Raw genomic sequence first — 16,906 nt, 5'->3', positions numbered from 1 at the left:
CAGGCCAAACAAGCCTGCCCATTGAGATTAGCGTTTATCTAATCTTATTCTTTTCCACAAGCATACATAAAGATATTAAATCATTTTGATTCTATAAGGATGATTTTCTGAGTCAATTTTTTGCTAATAGATTTTCTAAAGCAGATTTGCAATTGCTAACTTGCCTGTTGCATCTGGATTAATCGTAACTTCATTACATCAGAAATTAAAATTTTACTCCTTTAGAAGGCTAGGATGATAAAGACTCAGGAGCAACAATCACATAAGAGTAGGGTGGATCAATTCATTTTTATTTTTAAGTTCGGCAATAACAACGAATTATAGCCCAACGGATGTAAGGATTGCATTTTTATTTCTTCTAAAACTGCTTTAGTATAACCGATAACTACCATTAGTTCATACCGTTTATCGCTCCGTTTATTGTCTGTGTGTTAAGTGCTCAATAAACCTCTAAGTCTAATTGACAAAATCCTTAATTGCAGAACTACAACAGAAAGAGGATAATTCTTTTATTCACAGCGACCAGTATGCCCAAGGATTGGCAAATAAACCGGTATTCATGGAGGAATGTATGTCTGATTTTCTAAATCGTCGAAACTTTATTAAACAAACAGCTATGCTTATAAGCGGTACTGTTTTAGCCAGTACAACACTTATTGCCAATCCCTTAAAACATTTTGAACAAAAGGAAGACATTTCTCCAAATGAAGATTTAATGAGAGAACATGGGGTTTTGCGCCGTATTCTTTTAATTTATCGTGAAGGGATTTTAAGAATTGATCAAAAGAAAGAACTAAATCCTGCTTCAATCCATGAGGCCGCCAGCATCATTCGAGAGTTCATTGAAGGCTATCATGAGGAGCTGGAAGAGCACTTCCTTTTTCCTCGTTTTGAAAAAGCAGGGCAGTTGACTAATTTGGTGGGGATTTTAAAGCAGCAACACACAGCTGGAAGAACTTTAACAAAGCGTATTATTGAACTTAGCAGCTCTAAGCCAACGTATTCAAACCATGAACGGCAGCTTGCCTCCGCTATGCAGGAATTCATAACAATGTATGAGCCTCATGCTGCCAGGGAGGATACGGTTCTTTTCCCTGCTCTTCATCGAATCCTGTCTGAGGCCCAATATCAAGAGTTGGGAGAACAATTCGAAGATGAAGAACATAAACGTTTTGGTGAGAAAGGATTTGAAAATATACTATTTCAGGTGGCTTCAATAGAGAAAGCATTAGGCATTTATGACCTGGCTCAATTTACTCCTAAAGTGTAATAGGAGTCAAAGTTGACAGAGCGCTAAGTCCAACTTGGCGTTGGTCTCTCGGACCTCTTGCATGGTAGCAATTTCGCATAATCGTAAACTTAAACCATGGTGTCCTAATTGCATGCGGGGGACAATACCAAAAGATTTCTCAATCCTTAGCAGAATGAGATGACATGAAGTTTTAGGCGGTAAGGAGCGTTGATAAAAACCATTGTACATGTCTATTTCATCGAATTCTGCTGTTTGACGAAGCAAACTTAAGTACAGACTGACTGCAGATGATAGAGCTTTTAAGTTATCCAGCCACGTGGACAAATCCTTTTGTCTTAAAGCAGGTTCAGATTCAAGCCAGAGTAGAAGTTGCGGAGCATACATTTCGCAATCATGATTAAGGGTTGCCAAAGAAAGCCTTATCGATTGCAAAAATGGGTTATTGTGTATGTTCCCGCCAAAACGTCCAACCACATGAGTTAACACTAAAATTTGACTGTGCAAATCATTATATAAATGACTTGGGACAGCAGCATTGGATTTATTTAGGCTATGCTCGATACGCATCAGCTCTTTTAGGAGACGACTTTTAAGTTCAGGCTTTTCAATTAACTTAATAATTTCAATGATGTTCTTTAAGGCATAATGATGGACGACCGGATGATTTTCTCTGCAGGCTTGTTCGATGGTTTGATACAAATACTCAAGCCTTAATGCAATTTTGGGCAGGTAGTGAGTAGGTAACTGAAAAGTGATGGTGTCGTCAAACATAAGAAAAATGCTGTCCTTAGCTCGTTTTATGCAAATTGTACCATAAAGATTAATAACTCCAAAAATCTCATAAAATTAAAAACTTACATATCAATCTGTTTGGCAAATTGTAAATACTGTTGATGCAGATTATCAATTTTTAATTCTAATTCCTGCTTTGAGCCATGGTTAATAATAATGTCATCAGCAATTCGTTCGCGTGCATGATCAGGTGGTTGCGCCGCCAAAATAGCTTCAGCTTGTTGACGCGAACATTGATCCCGGGCCATAACGCGTTTAATTTGCTGCTCTTTATCCGCCGTAATCAGTAAAATCCGATTTAAGTATGGGTATAAATCCCGATCTTTTAAAAGAGGAATTTCAATCATATTATAAGGAGAGTTACTGCGCTTAACCTCTTCCATGATGCGTCGTCTAATCAGTGGATGTAACAAATGCTCCAACCATAATCGTTCATTTGGGTTTTGAAAAATTATGTGCCTGAGTGCTGTTCGATTTAGCTCTCCATTGGCCGTAATAATTGACTCCCCAAAATGACGTACAATCATGGCCAAGGCAATACCATCTGGTGCTGTTATTTCTCTGGAGATTTCATCGGCACTAATCACTGAAACTCCCTTTCTTTTGAAAAAAGAGGCAACCGTGGATTTTCCACTGGCAATGCTGCCAGTTAAGCCAATGCAATACATTAGAAATTCCGGATATTTAAATTGCGGCAGTTGAACAAATACACGTAACAAGTTTCAGGTAAAGTACTGTTTGCCTGGCAATAGGCTTTAGCCGCCATGGCTGCGTCATCACCGTGATCGTAAATATTGCTAAACCAGGGTACAGCAGCTTGATCAAGGGCGAGGCAACGCCACATTGGGCGAGTTGTGACGCCATTTACTATCATTTCGCAAGCTTCTTTTGCGGCTTTACAAGTTTTAGGGACTTTACTTTCCCGTTTACAGTTTTCTAAAGCACGATTAATAGCGCTAACCTGATAATCGGCTTGGCCTGGCCATTGGCGATTTTCCGCATCCGACACGGTGCATTTCCAATAGGTGGACTCAACGACAGTGATTGCGTATGTGTTGGATATTATCCAATATAATGCAGTTATTGCGAATATTCGACCTGTATTAGTCATGTTCAACCCCGGTAATAATTTCATATAAACGGTCAACGGGTACTGCTTTGCTAAAATACCATCCTTGCATATATTTCACCTGGTATTTTTTTAAAAAATTAACTTGCTCTTCAGTCTCAACTCCCTCAGCAATGATTTCAAGTTTTAAAGAATTGGCCATGTGTATAATCGCCTGACTTAAACTTTCTGTAATTGCTCCTGTCCCTATGGCATGAATAAAAATTTTATCAATTTTCAAGAAATTAAATGGGAAGTGTTGAAGGTATTTAATACTAGCATGTCCCGTACCAAAATCATCAATGGCTAGAGCATAACCTTTTTCTCGCAACTCATGCATCTTGGCCATTAAATCGGCATTTTCTTGATCCAGCAATTGTCTTTCTGTCAGCTCAAGCATAATTTGCCTGGGCTGAATTTGATAGTCGTCACATAATTTAAAAAAATCGGCAAAAAAATGTTTATCGTGAAAATGGCTTGCAGAAAGATTTATAGCCAGATGAAAGTAAGGATAGCGATCCAATATTGACTTTGTTTCTTTAAACACTTTTTTTAACACTTTTAAAGTAATGGGAACAATTAAACCGGATTGTTCCGCTTCCTCAATAAAAACATCAGGGGACACTTCATCATCATCAGTAAACCAGCGGGTCAATACTTCGGCAGCGCAAAAGCGATTTTCCGAAGCATCCATAATCGGCTGGTAGGCCGGATGGAACCGATCACTTTTAAGTGCGGTCTTTAAAGCATAAGACATTGAAAATCTTTGACTGAGTATATTTTTGATCTGCAAATATAAAAAAATAGAAATGGAAAGAATGATCAAGCCCGCCACAAGAAGATGGGAAAGCAGGGCATCTTTATATTGCTTGGAGTTTCCCACTAAAATTATTTTAAAATTATCCAAATTTTGCAATTGAGCCTCGGCCAAATGCAATGAGGAATCGTTTAGTTTAAAAAAAATTTTTTGGCCACGCTGCAAAGTGATTTTTCCAGTTTTCTTGTTGTATAAGATAGCATCCAACACTTCAGGGGATGTATACGAGAAAGCTTGCTCAATCGTGCGGCCAATGAGATATATGCCAATATAATTCTGGCCTAGCCTTTGCTGTAGTAAAAAAACTTTATTAGTCAGATAGGGTAATTTTACAGGCCCAAACAATACCGGTCCCTTGCTAAAGGGTTTAGGCAATCCACTCGTTTGATTTAAGGTTGAGCAAATCGGTTGATTATCGGAATTACTGATAACCAGTCCTGAGATCTGGGGATTACTAAAGATTGCATTTCTTAATACGGGCAATAGCTTTTCGCAAGAGTGTAACTCTGAAAGTGGAAGGGAATATGCAGTTGAAAGCACGCTCTCAATTAAATTATCCAGTTTGATGCGGGATTCATCAGCCATAGATTCCAACTTACGATGAGTGTCTTCCTTGTAATGAATCCACTGATAATATAAAGCATTTAGCAGAAAAAAGACCGTAAGCAGCATCCAAATAATATTCAGTGCCTGCTGTACCGTTGCCGAACTCTCCTGGAGTTTGTTTTTCATCTTGATTGGCTATAAAGCGCTTTAATAGAGTTTAGAGTAATATCGGCTAATTTCTCAATAGTCTGTCTGTCGCAATTGAGTGGAGGCATCCAATATAAGGTTCTCCCCAATGGTCTTAAGAGGGCGCCACGCTTTAGGGCTTCTTGATATAATTCGAATCCAACCCTTCTGGAACCGTCTTTTGGCAGTTCGGCGGCGGCCACAGCACCGATGGAGCGTACATTGCTTAAGTGTCCTGTTAATTGGGCAATTTCCTTAAGATTTTCTTCCATTTGCCGCCCTAAAATTACAGCCTGTTCATTGATTTGTTCACGCTCCATTACCTCTATGGTTGCAAGCGCGGCGCTCAAAGCCAAAGCATTTCCACTATAAGTATGTGAATGCAAAAAAGAGTTGCCCTTTTCGTAATCATCGTAGAACAACTCGTAAATGTTATGTTTAATCAATACACAACTAAGTGGTAGTGAGCCAGAGGTTAATCCTTTTGATAAACAAATTAAGTCCGCCTGAACTTCAGCATGATCGCAGGCAAGCCATTTGCCAGTTCTCCCCAATCCAGTCATGATTTCATCTGCAATTAGAAACAAATCATTTTCTTTCGCCCAAGCGGCTAATCGTTTTAAGAAATCGGCGCTATAACATTGAATTCCCCCAGCACCTTGAATGATAGGTTCGACCAGAATAGCGCATGAGTTTTCTTTCACGGCTTCAAGCTGCTCTAAAATAGAAGGCCAGTAAGTTTCAGAATTTGACCACAGGGGATCAGATGTGTTGCAGACATAAGGAAGGGAGTGAAGAAAATGGCAGCTAACCCCAAACCCGTCGTAAGGTTTTTTATAGAGCCCCAGATCACTGACGCTAAGCGTTGCCAAGGTTTCTCCGTGGTAGCTTCCTTGCAACGCAATGAATTGCTTGCGATGCCCTTGCCCCTTTAGTTGAGCTGCATGCATAGCAAGTTTAATTGCAATCTCTACAGCACTTGATCCATCACTGGCAAAGAATACATGTTGATTGTTGCTAATGTTTGCAAGTTTTTCTGCTAACTCAATCAACAAAGGATGCGTTATATGGGCGCCAATTACGTGCTCAAATCGCCCAAGTTGTGACTGGATTGCCTCGAGAATGGCAGGATGCCCATGACCTAAAGATTTGCACCACCAACTGGAAATGGCATCAATGACCGGTCCTTTGTTCGTATGAAGATAACTGCCTTTAGCCGATTCAATGACCAAAGGAGGACAAATTTCAAAATCTTTCATTTGGGTGCAGGGATGCCAAAAATGTTTGAGATCTTTTTGAATAATGTCGTTGACGTTAACCATATTAAATTTTTTGGTTGACAATAAAAGCCGGAACTTTATCATGTCGACCCATTAAGAGAAAGAATATTTGACAACAGCAAGGTGAAAATGTGACTACATCCAAGCAATGGAATCTTCATGAAATAGCTGCCATCTACGAACAACCCTTTAATGATCTGCTTTATGAAGCACATCGAATCCATAAGGAAAATCAGCCTGCGAACTCCATCCAACTCGCAAAATTATTAAGCATAAAAACAGGAGCATGCCCGGAAGATTGCGGTTACTGCTCACAAAGCGGCCACTATAGTACGCACGTGGAAAAAGAAAAATTAATGTCCATTGAGCAAGTTTTAGTTAAAGCGAAAGAGGCTAAGGAACAGGGTGCAAAGCGATTTTGTATGGGAGCTGCATGGCGCTGCCCTCCAGATAAAGCGATGCCGCAACTGAAAGAAATGATAACCCAGGTTAAGGGGCTCGGTCTTGAAACCTGCATGACCTTAGGCATGCTGAAAGACGAGCAAGCTTTAGCACTAAAAGAAGCCGGTTTAGACTATTACAACCATAATATTGATACTTCACCCTCCCATTACGATAAAGTAACCACCACCAGAACCTTTAAGGATCGTCTGGATACCGTGGAGCGTGTGCGTAAAGCCGGCATTGCGGTATGCTGTGGGGGGATTCTTGGGCTTGGTGAAACAAGGGAAGATCGAATCGAATTCTTACAAACCTTGGCAAATATGGAAGTCCCGCCAGAGAGCGTTCCGATAAACCGTTTGATTCCAGTTGAAGGAACTCCTTTGGCTAAATCCCCGCAAGTGGAGGGAATTGAGTTGGTAAGAACGATTGCAACTGCGCGTATTCTTATGCCAAAGAGCGTAATTCGGCTTACTGCTGGTCGGACAGAAATGAGCGATGAGCTGCAAGCATTATGTTATTTCGCTGGAGCAAACTCCATTTTTATCGGTAATAAATTACTAACTGAAGCCAATCCCAAACAAGATAAAGATAATTTGTTGTTAAGTAAGTTAGGAATTAAAGCTTTTGAAAGTCTATGATGGATACGTTGCTACATCAGTTTTGCCAGGAGCTAAAGGACAGAGGTTTGTATCGGGCTCGATTTATTAGAAGTCATGATACTTTGTTGAACTTTAGCTCCAACGATTATCTTTCATTGAGCAATGAACCTCTCGTTAAACAAGCGTTTCAACGAGGGTTTAAGAAATATTCCGCGGGGAGCGGAGGCTCAATGGTGGTCTGTGGCAATCACCCCATGCACAAAGAACTTGAACATAATTTTGCACAAGAGCTAAATGCAGACGATGCAATTTTGTTTACTTCTGGATATGCTGCTAATTTAGCCGTAGTTTCACTGCTGGCGCGACTTAAAATCAAGCTTTGTATCGATAAAGGCATTCATGCTTCTATTTACGACGGTATAAAATTGCATAAAGCGGAATTTAAACGATTTTTGCACAATAATCTCGCAAGCTTGGATGAACAATTAAACCTTATAAACAGCCCTGGCACAGTCGTCACTGAAGGAATTTTTAGCATGAGTGGCGAAGTCGCGGAGTTATCCGCAATGCACTTGATTTGCAAAAAATCAAATGCGGAATTAATTGTTGATGAGGCTCATGCATTTGGAGTTTTAGGACACAAAGGCTTAGGGGCGGTCGAACATCATGGTTTAACCCAGCAAGAAGTGGCTTTAAGAATTATTCCTTTTGGTAAAAGCCTCGCTTGTCAAAGCGCCATTGTTGTTGGCCGAAAGCCCTGGATTGAGGCTTTACTGCAAGCAGCTCGTTCACACATTTATTCAACCGCCATTAGCCCGGCTCTTTCTTATGGCCTGCTTGAAACATTTTACATCGTGCTCGCTGCCGATGAACGAAGAAAAAAATTGTATGAGCTGGTTGAGCACTTTCGTCAAGCCATTAAGAACTCACCACTGAAATGGCGTCATTCCTCTACAGCCATTCAACAACTGCAATTGGGCTGCCCACACAAAGCATTAACATATGGAGCAAAACTTAGGGAAAAAGGGATTTTTTGCTCACCGATGCGTGAACCGACAGTCACCCGTAAAGAAACAGGCCTTCGCATCATTTTAAATTATCATCACGAACCTAAAGATATAAATTTTTTGTTTTCTCAACTTCACGATATTTATGCAACTGAACATTAAAATTATAGGCTCAGGGCCTGCCCTTGTATTTTTTCATGGATGGGGTTTTGATCATAAAGTATGGCTGCCATTGGCGAATACATTAGCAACAAAATATCAACTTTATTTAGTGGATTTGCCAGGATTTGGCCTCAGCCCATTAATGGGTTGGGATCAATTCAAAGAGGAGCTTCTTAATCGGCTTCCAGAGCGTTTTGTTCTCGTTGGTTGGTCAATGGGAGGCCTGTTTGCAAGTAAATTAGCTTTGGAAGCTCAGGAGAAAATACTCCATTTGGTTAATATTGCATCATCCCCGCGATTCATTAAAGAAGGAGATTGGCCTGGAGTCGAGAAGATTGTTTTTCAAAATTTTTTTAAAAATCTGGCAATTGATCCCCATAAAACAATCAATGATTTTATTAGTTTACAATTCCGCAATTTGAATCATTCTCCTGCTTTGGATTTTCACCCAACAATTGCACCTTTAAAAAAAGGATTGGAAATCCTTGAACAATGGGATTTAAGAGAACAATTATTAAACTTTAAAAAACCGGCAAGTTATTGGTTTGGCAGACTGGATGCCATTACCCCCATAGAAACCATGAAAGCCATGCAAAACCATTACCCCCAATTCAATTATGTCTTATTTCCAAGGGCAGCCCATATGCCATTTTTATCGCATCAATTCGAATTTCTTGAACATTTGGAGTATGTGTTGAATGAAACGTTTTTTTATAACCGGCACTGATACAGATTGCGGTAAAACTTATGTAACCTGCCAAATACTTGATTATTTAAACGAGAGAACAATTAAAGCAAAAGCCATCAAGCCCGTGGCGAGTGGAGCCTATGAATCGAATGGAAAATTGATTAATGAGGATGTCGTCCATTTGCAAAAGCATAATGGCGATGGAAACTTGAATATAAATGGCTGGATGTTTCGCCCGCCAATTTCACCTCATCTTGCTGCAAAGCAGGAAGGGGTTGAACTGAATGTTAAAGCTATTGCCGATTTTTGTAATCAAGCTTACCAAGGACTGGACTGTCTTTTGATTGAGGGGGCAGGAGGATTAATGGTCCCCCTTAATGACGAAGACAGCTGGCTTGATTTTTTAAACCTAAGCGGAATTCCGGCGATTGTGGTGGTTGGTATGCGGGTGGGGTGCATTAATCATGCATTGTTGACTGCAATGACATTAAAACAGGCAGCAATCCCATGCTCTGGATGGATTGCCAATTGTTTAAATCCTGGGATGCCTAGTTTGGAAGAAAGCATCGAAACCTTAAAAACGAAAATGTCCATGCCGTTTTTAGGTCGAGTTGACCATAAAGGCCATTTTAAGGGTTTTTTCCCGGGTTGCTCTTGAAATCCCAATGATTTATCACCATTAGCTTTGGTCATGTTGTTGTTCATAATGCTGATGTTAGCTATAATTCAATACTATTTAAAAAGTAGCTAAAAAATAGCGTAACTGGATAATTTGTGGAGATTAGTTGATGCCAATTTATGAATATGAATGTAAAAGTTGCCATCACCATTTCGACTTGATGCAAAAAATAGGGGACGCGCCTGCGAAACAATGTCCGCAATGCTTTCAAGATACCGCTGTTCGCTTAGTTTCCGCAGCCGGATTTCAATTGAAGGGAACTGGTTGGTACGTTACTGATTTTAAAAACAAGGACAAAAAAGAGGCCAAACCGGGTACCAAAGAGTCCTCAACCTCAGAACCAAAATCCACCGAAACACAACCGGCCAAATCCGATAAGAAAGGTGATAAAGATTGAAGTCAAAAACTCTGCGCCGCTACCTTTTGGCAGGTTTGGTAGTATGGTTGCCTATCGTTGTTACATTTATTGTACTGCACTTTATTGTCGAAATGCTGGATAAAACCATAGCATTGCTTCCCGATTCCTATCATCCTGATCGCGTGTTTGGAGTACATATTCCAGGATTGGGCGTTATTTTATCTTTGGCAATTATTTTATTGACTGGCATCATCGCCACCAACTATTTTGGTGAACGCCTAGTCAAGATGGGCGAAAAAATTCTCGCAAAAATTCCCTTGGTGCGCTCCATATATAATGCGTCCAAACAGGTAATTAATGCCCTTTTTGCTAGTAATAGCCAAGCTTTTCGTAAAGTGCTGTTAGTTGAATATCCTAGAAAAGACGTGTGGAGTATTGCTTTTTTAACCGGCAATCCAAACGGCTCAGTCATTTCAGAGCATACAGGAGAAGAGATGGTGTCATTATTTATCCCCACCACTCCAAACCCAACATCAGGTTTCTTACTCATGGTTGCGAAGCGAGAAGCGATTGAAGTCGATATGACGGTGGATGAAGCATTAAAATTTATTATTTCTCTCGGTGTGATGCAACCTAATTTAAAACATGCTAACTCCAATTTAAAAAATACATCTAAACAGGCGGCCTTATGAGATCACATTATTGCACCAGTGTTAATGAATCAATGCTTGGACAAACGGTTACTGTCTGTGGTTGGGTACACAATCGCAGAGATCATGGCGGGGTTATTTTTCTAGATATTCGTGATCGTTCAGGTTTGGTGCAAGTGGTTTATGAACCGGAATTTAAATCCGTATTTAACATCGCAGAAAAGCTGAAACACGAGTACGTCGTGCTTGTGAAGGGTACTGTCCGGAGTCGACCTGAAGGGATGATCAATGAAAAAATGCTTACTGGAAGAATAGAAATCCTTGGAGCTGAACTTGAAATTCTTAATCAATCCAAGACGCCGCCTTTCTTACCTGATGAACATCAAACTGTAAGTGAAGATTTACGTTATCGCTATCGCTACATTGATTTAAGGCGTGAAGGCATGCAGCACAATTTATCTTTGCGGCATAAAATGATAAGTTGCATGCGTGAATATTTGAATGCCCAGGGGTTTTTAGATGTAGAAACACCTATGTTAACCAAGGCAACGCCTGAGGGAGCAAGAGATTATCTGGTTCCATCGCGCGTTCATCCTGGCCAGTTTTATGCGCTCCCTCAGTCACCACAGCTGTTTAAACAGTTATTAATGATGGCGGGCTTTGACAAATATTATCAAATTGTCCGTTGTTTTCGAGACGAAGATTTAAGGGCTGATAGACAACCTGAATTCACCCAGTTAGATATTGAAATGAGTTTTATTGATGAAACTCATATTCAAGCGCTCATTGAAGGAATGCTGAAAGAAATCTTCAAACAGACTCTGGATGTTGAATTACCTGAGCAATTACCCCGTATGACATATGCTGAAGCTATGAGGCGTTTTGGCAGTGATAAACCGGATTTGCGTATTCCATTAGAATTGATAGATATCGCTGATCTGGTCAAAGGATCTGACTTCAATGTATTTGCTGCTGCGGCTGACAGTGCCGAAGGGCGAGTTGTGGCTTTAAAATTACCGCAGGGCTGTGAGTTAAGCCGCAAAGAATTAGATGGCTATGGGGATTTTGTAGGTATTTATGGAGCCAAGGGGCTGGCCTACATTAAGGTGAACGACCTAAGCCAAGGCATGCAAGGATTGCAATCACCAATCCTTAAGTTTTTAAATGAGAATACAGTAAAAGCCATTCTGGATCGCGCTAATGCCCAAACCGGTGATGTTTTATTCTTTGGGGCAGGGCATCACCAATTGGTGAATGAATCGATGGGCGCCTTGCGAGTAAAACTCGGTCATGACCGCGGTTTGGTTGAAAGTGGTTGGCGTCTATTATGGGTCGTTGATTGGCCAATGTTTGAAGTCGATATGAAAACTAACCAATTGCAAGCCATGCATCACCCATTTACCTCGCCAAAAGAATTATCTGCGGAGAATTTACGCCAGCAACCAACTAAAACTTTGGCAAAAGCTTATGACATTGTTATTAATGGTTATGAAATTGGTGGTGGATCAATTCGTATTCATAATCCAGTCTTGCAACAGACCGTATTTGATTTACTTGGGATAGGTGAGCAGGAAGCTAAAGATAAATTTGGCTTTTTACTGGATGCACTGGAATTTGGCTGTCCACCTCATGGAGGTATTGCCTTAGGCATTGATCGTCTAGCTATGCTTTTAACCAATTCCAGTTCCATTCGTGATGTAATTGCGTTTCCTAAAACGCAAACGGCAGCATGTCTTTTAACCAGTGCGCCAACAGCGGTAGGTAGCGCTCAGCTGAATGAGTTGGGAATTCGTCTTGCGTCCACTTCAACGAAAAAATAAAATGAAAACCAGTGTAATTATGAAATTACGCTGGTTTTATTTGTGTGTTTTTATCGGTTTGGCCTCCCTTGGTATGGGCCATGGAGAGCTGCATGCCAAATCTGAAGCTAGTCCTAATAAATTAATTGAATACCTGGTACAGGAGCGGATGAAATTAACCCTTGCCATTAATGAAACCAAATTAATGGCGCCACCGCTTGATCATGCCGCCTATCTTAAACAACAACAAGAAACCAATGCATTATTGGCCCTCAATCAAGCCAAAATCAGCAGCCTCGAAAGCTTCTTAACCAATCAGAAGCGGTTGCAGCTTGATTTTAGCCAAAAGCTGAAACGGTTGCAGCAAACACCCTTGTCAGAAAATGATCAAACCAATTCGCAAGAACGCATTGGAAAGATCAGCACACTCACGGACGTTAATAAAAGAACAATTGATCTTATAAATGAAGATTTATCATTAGCTAATAACTATCAAACCGTTTTGCTTGCTAGAAAGCAGCAGCTTGAGCTATGGAAATCAAGAGAACACATGCAAGAAGAGCTGCAAAAACTTCGAGCTCAGGAAGATAAATATAATGAATCACTAACACGACTGTATGATAACACCATTAAATTACAACAAGAAATTAAAACGGACGCAGGTTTTCCTTCCCTTTATGCTGCTGAAGCCAAATTACTGCTAAATAACCAGGTGGTTAATTTGACGCAAGCCAAAATAGCTGAAATTGGATTACAAAAAAAGCTGGTAAAAGCCGACTATCTATTATTAAAAGATCCAAATATAAGAACACTGCAAAAAGTCACAGAAATTTATAAAGAATCCATTGGACAGTTGTCTGATATGGAGCAATCGTTAAAGAAAATGGTCGTTATGCTCACAGAGGAGCAATCTCATCTACCTGAAAATAGCTTAAAGCAGCAATTTTCCGCCCTGTTGCGCATTGTTAATTCCCGAATTGAAGGAATTGCTATTCAACAACAGACTCTACAAGAAGATCTTGAAAATCATCAGGAAGAATTGAAAAAACAAATTTCAGTTCGACAAAGTCTCTCAGAGTATAGCCTCGATAGCTGGCCGGCAATCATCAATCAACTGTCTCATATTCCAAACCAGTTTTACAATTATCTTAAATCCTTAACTTTAAAAGTTAAGGATAATTATGTATGGCAAGATGGATTGCCCGCAACGTTATTATGGGCAACGTTAGGTTTTATTGTGTTGTTGGCATTTGGGCTTCATAAGCTACTTAAACGTTTGAGCCTGGACAAAGAGCGCTCGCGTTTATCAGGCCATTTATATCATGGTGCCATTACCTTGCTTAGACGAAATATTCCTCATTTCACTCTTGCGACTTTGCTATTAGCCATTCCTTATTTGAGCCATATTCCATTTTCAAATTATCAATTGTTGTTTAATTTAACCTTCGTCTGGTTGTTTTTTCTTGTATTAATTTTTATCGCCCGCCTGGTTCTACTGGAAAGAATCAGCGACTCATCAGGCACCGACGTTCGTTTGTATCATCGTTTGAAATGGCTTTTTTTAGCAGGTGGATGGACTACTGCCTTGATGGTGGTTAGTCATTTGCTGCCACTCTCCATATTGCTTCAGGATATTTTTAATCGTCTTTTTATGCTTTTTCTGCTCGCGGTTTCTATCGTTAGCTGGAAAAGCAAAGAAGTAATTAAACATTTACTGCACCCATTCCTTAAAAATAGAAAGCGCTACTTTCGCAACGCGATTATGTTGCTGGTGATATTAATTCCCTTAACTCTTTTCACCACTGCCATGATTGGATTGATCGGTTATATTAACCTGGCCTGGACCATTAGCCGATACGAAGTTCAAATTTTAATGATCATGACAGGTTATGTGGTCTGTCGAGGATTACTAATTGATGCCCTGGAGCTTCTGTCTGAATGGATGATCAGTTCCTTAAGGAACGGATGGCTATGGATTGAGGTGTTTTTAAAACCTCTTGATAAAATTTTCCGTGTTCTGTTACTGATGTTTAGTTTTTTTGTGTTATGTCAGTTGTTTGGCTGGAACTCTGAATCCGCTGTTATTTCCAGTTTGCTGAAGTTCGGCGAATATCCATTGGTCAATTTATCTGGAGTGTATATTACAGCAATCAGCATTCTTGAGTTTCTTATTGTTTCATCTGTGTTTGCCTGGGCTGCCAAGTGGACTAGGGAATTTGGTTATCGATGGCTTTATCGAGATGCCAGAGATTCCGGCATTCGCAATAGCCTTTCGGTCTTCACCCAATACGCGGTTATCCTGGTTGGAGGATTCATTGCCCTTCGTGTTTTAGGACTCGATTTTAGCGGGATGTCCATGGTAGTTGGAGGATTGGCTGTTGGCATGGGCTTTGGCTTGAGAGATTTTGCTTCCAATATTGTTGGCGGCCTTATGCTACTCATAGAGCGGCCTGTGAGAGAAGGGGATTTAATTACACTTGGAAACTATGAAGGCCGAGTGGCGCACATTGGAATACGATCCATGCGTGTTTGTTCCTGGGATAATATGGAAGTGCTTATCCCTAATGCAGAAACTTTTAATAAACCCTTCACCAATTGGACGCATCAAGACAGTATTGTACGTACGGTTATTCCAATTAAAGTCAGCCGCGCCGATGATCCGGTAATGGTTCAACAACTTATTTTGGACGTTTTGGCCATCATTCCTGAGATTGTTAACGAACCTGCGCCGCAAGTATTTTTAAAACAGATTGATGATGCATTAATAGAATTTGAAATACGATATTTTATTAATGTGCAGCTACACACTCGATTTGAAATTCGTTCAAAAGTGCTCTTTGCCATCACCAGCCAATTTAAAGCAGCAGGGGTCAAACCTCCAATTCCTCCCATAAGTGTTGAATTTAAAGAAGGGGAGCAGCATGCTTCAACCGCCAAATCCAAAGCTTTTGAAGAATGAAGGCGATTTGCTGGCGCTTTGTGCTCGCATCGAAAGCTTAACCTTTGCACAGCTTGCCAGTTTACTGCAGTTAAACATTCCCGAGGATAATAATCGACGCAAAGGTTGGGTGGGAATGGCGATCGAGCTTGCTCTTGGTGCAACTGCAGGAAATAAGGCTGTCCCTGATTTTTCACAACTCGGGATCGAACTGAAAACATTGCCTTTAAACAGTCAAGGCAAACCTTCAGAGTCAACTTTTGTTACAAGCATTCCTCTCTTAAGCATCCATACACAGCAATGGACTACTTCCCAATGCTGGAGCAAATTGCAACGTATTCTTTGGGTCCCTATCGAAGGGGACAGAAATATCCCGTTTCATCAAAGGCGCATAGGTCAGGGTTTTTTGTGGTCTCCTAGTCCTGAACAGACAGCTATTCTCGAGAAAGATTGGGAAGAATTGGTTTTTATGATCAGTAGCGGACGATTGGAAGAGTTGAATGCCAGCATGGGAACGTATCTGCAAGTTAGGCCGAAAGCCGCAAATGCCAAATCACTGTGTTATGGGTTTGATCAGGAAGGCAATAAAATTTTAACGCTTCCACGCGGCTTTTATTTAAGAAGTCGCTTCACCAATGAAATTTTGCAATCGTACAAATAGTTTTAAATCAAATTAAATTAAACGGAGTAATTTTAAAGCAATTTGATTTTTGGAAAAACAACCAAGTTTTTCGCGTAAATTCTCAAAATGTCTTTCAATAGTTCGTCTGGATATTTTCAGCAATCGGGCGGTTTCTTCAGCTGTTTTTCCCTTTAAATACCACATTAATATTTCTTTCTCTCGAGGGGTGATTTGAACCTCGTTTTCATTGTGAAATTCATTTTCCCATTCGCATACAATGCGATTATTTTGCTGAATAGGGGCATTAAGCAGATCAAGAAACTCAGAGTGGCGGCTGTTGGCTATGTAATTTTTGTGTATCCCTTCACGGATAAAAGACAATTTATTTTCAAAATACATGTTAAAACGTTTAAATACATCAAGATTATTTAAATAAATTTGATTAATATCCGGTCTTTGCAGAGGGGCTTCAAAAGAATAAAGCTTAACAGTTCGTTGGTTATCCACCTCTAAAATACGAAACGAATGGCCATATTCAAAATCATTAAGCAGTTCAAAGACCGGTAAACTGTGTGCCTTATATTCCTCTTGATATGCATCAATCAAATAAAAACCACTTTTAGGATAAGTTTTTAAAATACTCACCGGTGCTTCATCCACTAGTTGCTGGTGAATGCAGCGTTCTAAATACTGACTGTTGCTGCCTAACCAAAAAAACTCACCATCGCAATTAATCTCCACATAACTAAAGTGATTAATGCCCAGAAGCTTAAACAAACTTTTACACGTTTGATTTATATAGTCTGTATAATTGATTAAATTTTGGGGATTTACAGCCTGCTCTGAATTTTTCCTATCCATAACCCACATAATACAGCCTGAAAGTACATATACTGTGCAATAATTTAACATATTGTTGGCATCTTAGCAATATATTTACTGAAGACAACACGCTGAGTTGCAATGTCCCGAAAACTTG

General features: G+C 40.1%; 16 protein-coding genes. 10 read left to right on the top strand and 6 right to left on the bottom strand.

The window, feature by feature from the left end:
* The first annotated feature begins 571 nt into the window (after nucleotides 1-571).
* Nucleotides 572-1,270, top strand: coding sequence for a hemerythrin domain-containing protein (locus tag EL203_RS06880; protein WP_058471016.1), 699 nt, complete (start codon nucleotides 572-574; stop codon nucleotides 1,268-1,270).
* 6 nt (nucleotides 1,271-1,276) lie between these two features.
* Here the strand turns inward: EL203_RS06880 and zapD are convergent, their stop codons facing one another.
* The 5 genes from zapD to bioA form a co-directional block, all read right to left on the bottom strand.
* Nucleotides 1,277-2,023, bottom strand: a complete 747-nt coding sequence (gene zapD, locus EL203_RS06875; RefSeq protein WP_058471017.1) for a cell division protein ZapD — start codon at nucleotides 2,021-2,023, stop codon at nucleotides 1,277-1,279.
* A gap of 83 nt (nucleotides 2,024-2,106) precedes the next feature.
* On the bottom strand, nucleotides 2,107-2,712 hold the full coding sequence (gene coaE / locus EL203_RS06870) for a dephospho-CoA kinase (protein WP_058471018.1): 606 nt from the start codon (nucleotides 2,710-2,712) through the stop codon (nucleotides 2,107-2,109).
* The gene (locus EL203_RS06865) at nucleotides 2,712-3,053 is read right to left on the bottom strand and encodes a hypothetical protein (RefSeq protein ID WP_058471019.1); all 342 of its coding nucleotides are present in this window, start codon (nucleotides 3,051-3,053) and stop codon (nucleotides 2,712-2,714) included. Before EL203_RS06865 ends, coaE begins: the two co-directional genes overlap by 1 nt.
* A gap of 94 nt (nucleotides 3,054-3,147) precedes the next feature.
* Nucleotides 3,148-4,701, bottom strand: coding sequence for an EAL domain-containing protein (locus EL203_RS06860; RefSeq protein ID WP_058471020.1), 1,554 nt, complete (start codon nucleotides 4,699-4,701; stop codon nucleotides 3,148-3,150).
* Entirely contained in the window at nucleotides 4,698-6,065 is a 1,368-nt protein-coding gene (bioA, locus tag EL203_RS06855) for an adenosylmethionine--8-amino-7-oxononanoate transaminase (RefSeq protein WP_082647163.1), read from the bottom strand. Before bioA ends, EL203_RS06860 begins: the two co-directional genes overlap by 4 nt.
* 47 nt (nucleotides 6,066-6,112) lie before the next feature.
* On the opposite strand from bioA, the gene bioB reads away from it, so the two are divergent.
* The 9 genes from bioB to mutH all read left to right on the top strand — a co-directional run bounded on the left by bioB (nucleotide 6,113) and on the right by mutH (nucleotide 15,966).
* Nucleotides 6,113-7,063 carry a biotin synthase BioB gene (gene bioB, locus EL203_RS06850; protein WP_058471021.1) on the top strand — a complete coding sequence of 317 codons (951 nt, stop codon included), beginning with the start codon at nucleotides 6,113-6,115 and terminating at the stop codon, nucleotides 7,061-7,063.
* On the top strand, nucleotides 7,060-8,193 hold the full coding sequence (locus EL203_RS06845) for an aminotransferase class I/II-fold pyridoxal phosphate-dependent enzyme (RefSeq protein ID WP_058471022.1): 1,134 nt from the start codon (nucleotides 7,060-7,062) through the stop codon (nucleotides 8,191-8,193). Before bioB ends, EL203_RS06845 begins: the two co-directional genes overlap by 4 nt.
* The gene (locus tag EL203_RS06840) at nucleotides 8,177-8,920 is read left to right on the top strand and encodes an alpha/beta fold hydrolase (RefSeq protein WP_058471023.1); all 744 of its coding nucleotides are present in this window, start codon (nucleotides 8,177-8,179) and stop codon (nucleotides 8,918-8,920) included. The genes EL203_RS06845 and EL203_RS06840 overlap by 17 nt, the downstream gene beginning before the upstream one ends.
* A complete protein-coding gene (gene bioD / locus EL203_RS06835) occupies nucleotides 8,892-9,539 on the top strand; it encodes a dethiobiotin synthase (protein WP_058471024.1) in 648 nt (215 codons plus the stop codon). Before EL203_RS06840 ends, bioD begins: the two co-directional genes overlap by 29 nt.
* Before the next feature lie 130 nt (nucleotides 9,540-9,669).
* Entirely contained in the window at nucleotides 9,670-9,957 is a 288-nt protein-coding gene (locus EL203_RS06830; RefSeq protein WP_058471025.1) for an FmdB family zinc ribbon protein, read from the top strand.
* Nucleotides 9,954-10,610, top strand: coding sequence for a DUF502 domain-containing protein (locus EL203_RS06825; RefSeq protein WP_058471026.1), 657 nt, complete (start codon nucleotides 9,954-9,956; stop codon nucleotides 10,608-10,610). The genes EL203_RS06830 and EL203_RS06825 overlap by 4 nt, the downstream gene beginning before the upstream one ends.
* Nucleotides 10,607-12,388 (top strand): aspartate--tRNA ligase, encoded by a 1,782-nt coding sequence (gene aspS, locus EL203_RS06820; RefSeq protein WP_058471027.1) that lies wholly within the window; start codon nucleotides 10,607-10,609, stop codon nucleotides 12,386-12,388. Before EL203_RS06825 ends, aspS begins: the two co-directional genes overlap by 4 nt.
* 1 nt (nucleotide 12,389) lies before the next feature.
* Nucleotides 12,390-15,326, top strand: coding sequence for a mechanosensitive ion channel domain-containing protein (locus tag EL203_RS06815; RefSeq protein ID WP_232004050.1), 2,937 nt, complete (start codon nucleotides 12,390-12,392; stop codon nucleotides 15,324-15,326).
* The gene (gene mutH / locus EL203_RS06810; RefSeq protein ID WP_058471028.1) at nucleotides 15,289-15,966 is read left to right on the top strand and encodes a DNA mismatch repair endonuclease MutH; all 678 of its coding nucleotides are present in this window, start codon (nucleotides 15,289-15,291) and stop codon (nucleotides 15,964-15,966) included. Before EL203_RS06815 ends, mutH begins: the two co-directional genes overlap by 38 nt.
* Before the next feature lie 12 nt (nucleotides 15,967-15,978).
* On the opposite strand, the gene EL203_RS06805 is transcribed toward mutH, so the two are convergent.
* Nucleotides 15,979-16,788, bottom strand: a complete 810-nt coding sequence (locus EL203_RS06805) for a helix-turn-helix transcriptional regulator (RefSeq protein ID WP_162262739.1) — start codon at nucleotides 16,786-16,788, stop codon at nucleotides 15,979-15,981.
* Nucleotides 16,789-16,906: the final 118 nt, after the last annotated feature.

Source organism: Legionella jordanis (assembly GCF_900637635.1).
GTDB lineage: Bacteria > Pseudomonadota > Gammaproteobacteria > Legionellales > Legionellaceae > Tatlockia > Tatlockia jordanis.
This window is presented reverse-complemented; position numbering and strand designations above follow the sequence as displayed.

What these genes read in the sequence shown, in the direction of transcription:
- EL203_RS06840 (WP_058471023.1), top strand. Translation starts at nt 8,177, where the DNA reads ATGCAACTGAACATTAAAATTATAGGCTCAGGGCCTGCCCTTGTATTT.
- EL203_RS06830 (WP_058471025.1), top strand. Translation starts at nt 9,670, where the DNA reads ATGCCAATTTATGAATATGAATGTAAAAGTTGCCATCACCATTTCGAC.
- mutH (WP_058471028.1), top strand. Translation starts at nt 15,289, where the DNA reads ATGCTTCAACCGCCAAATCCAAAGCTTTTGAAGAATGAAGGCGATTTG.
- bioA (WP_082647163.1), bottom strand. Translation starts at nt 6,065, where the DNA reads ATGATAAAGTTCCGGCTTTTATTGTCAACCAAAAAATTTAATATGGTT.
- EL203_RS06805 (WP_162262739.1), bottom strand. Translation starts at nt 16,788, where the DNA reads ATGGATAGGAAAAATTCAGAGCAGGCTGTAAATCCCCAAAATTTAATC.
- bioD (WP_058471024.1), top strand. Translation starts at nt 8,892, where the DNA reads ATGAAACGTTTTTTTATAACCGGCACTGATACAGATTGCGGTAAAACT.
- EL203_RS06860 (WP_058471020.1), bottom strand. Translation starts at nt 4,701, where the DNA reads ATGAAAAACAAACTCCAGGAGAGTTCGGCAACGGTACAGCAGGCACTG.
- coaE (WP_058471018.1), bottom strand. Translation starts at nt 2,712, where the DNA reads ATGTATTGCATTGGCTTAACTGGCAGCATTGCCAGTGGAAAATCCACG.
- EL203_RS06815 (WP_232004050.1), top strand. Translation starts at nt 12,390, where the DNA reads ATGAAAACCAGTGTAATTATGAAATTACGCTGGTTTTATTTGTGTGTT.
- aspS (WP_058471027.1), top strand. Translation starts at nt 10,607, where the DNA reads ATGAGATCACATTATTGCACCAGTGTTAATGAATCAATGCTTGGACAA.
- EL203_RS06880 (WP_058471016.1), top strand. Translation starts at nt 572, where the DNA reads ATGTCTGATTTTCTAAATCGTCGAAACTTTATTAAACAAACAGCTATG.
- EL203_RS06845 (WP_058471022.1), top strand. Translation starts at nt 7,060, where the DNA reads ATGATGGATACGTTGCTACATCAGTTTTGCCAGGAGCTAAAGGACAGA.
- zapD (WP_058471017.1), bottom strand. Translation starts at nt 2,023, where the DNA reads ATGTTTGACGACACCATCACTTTTCAGTTACCTACTCACTACCTGCCC.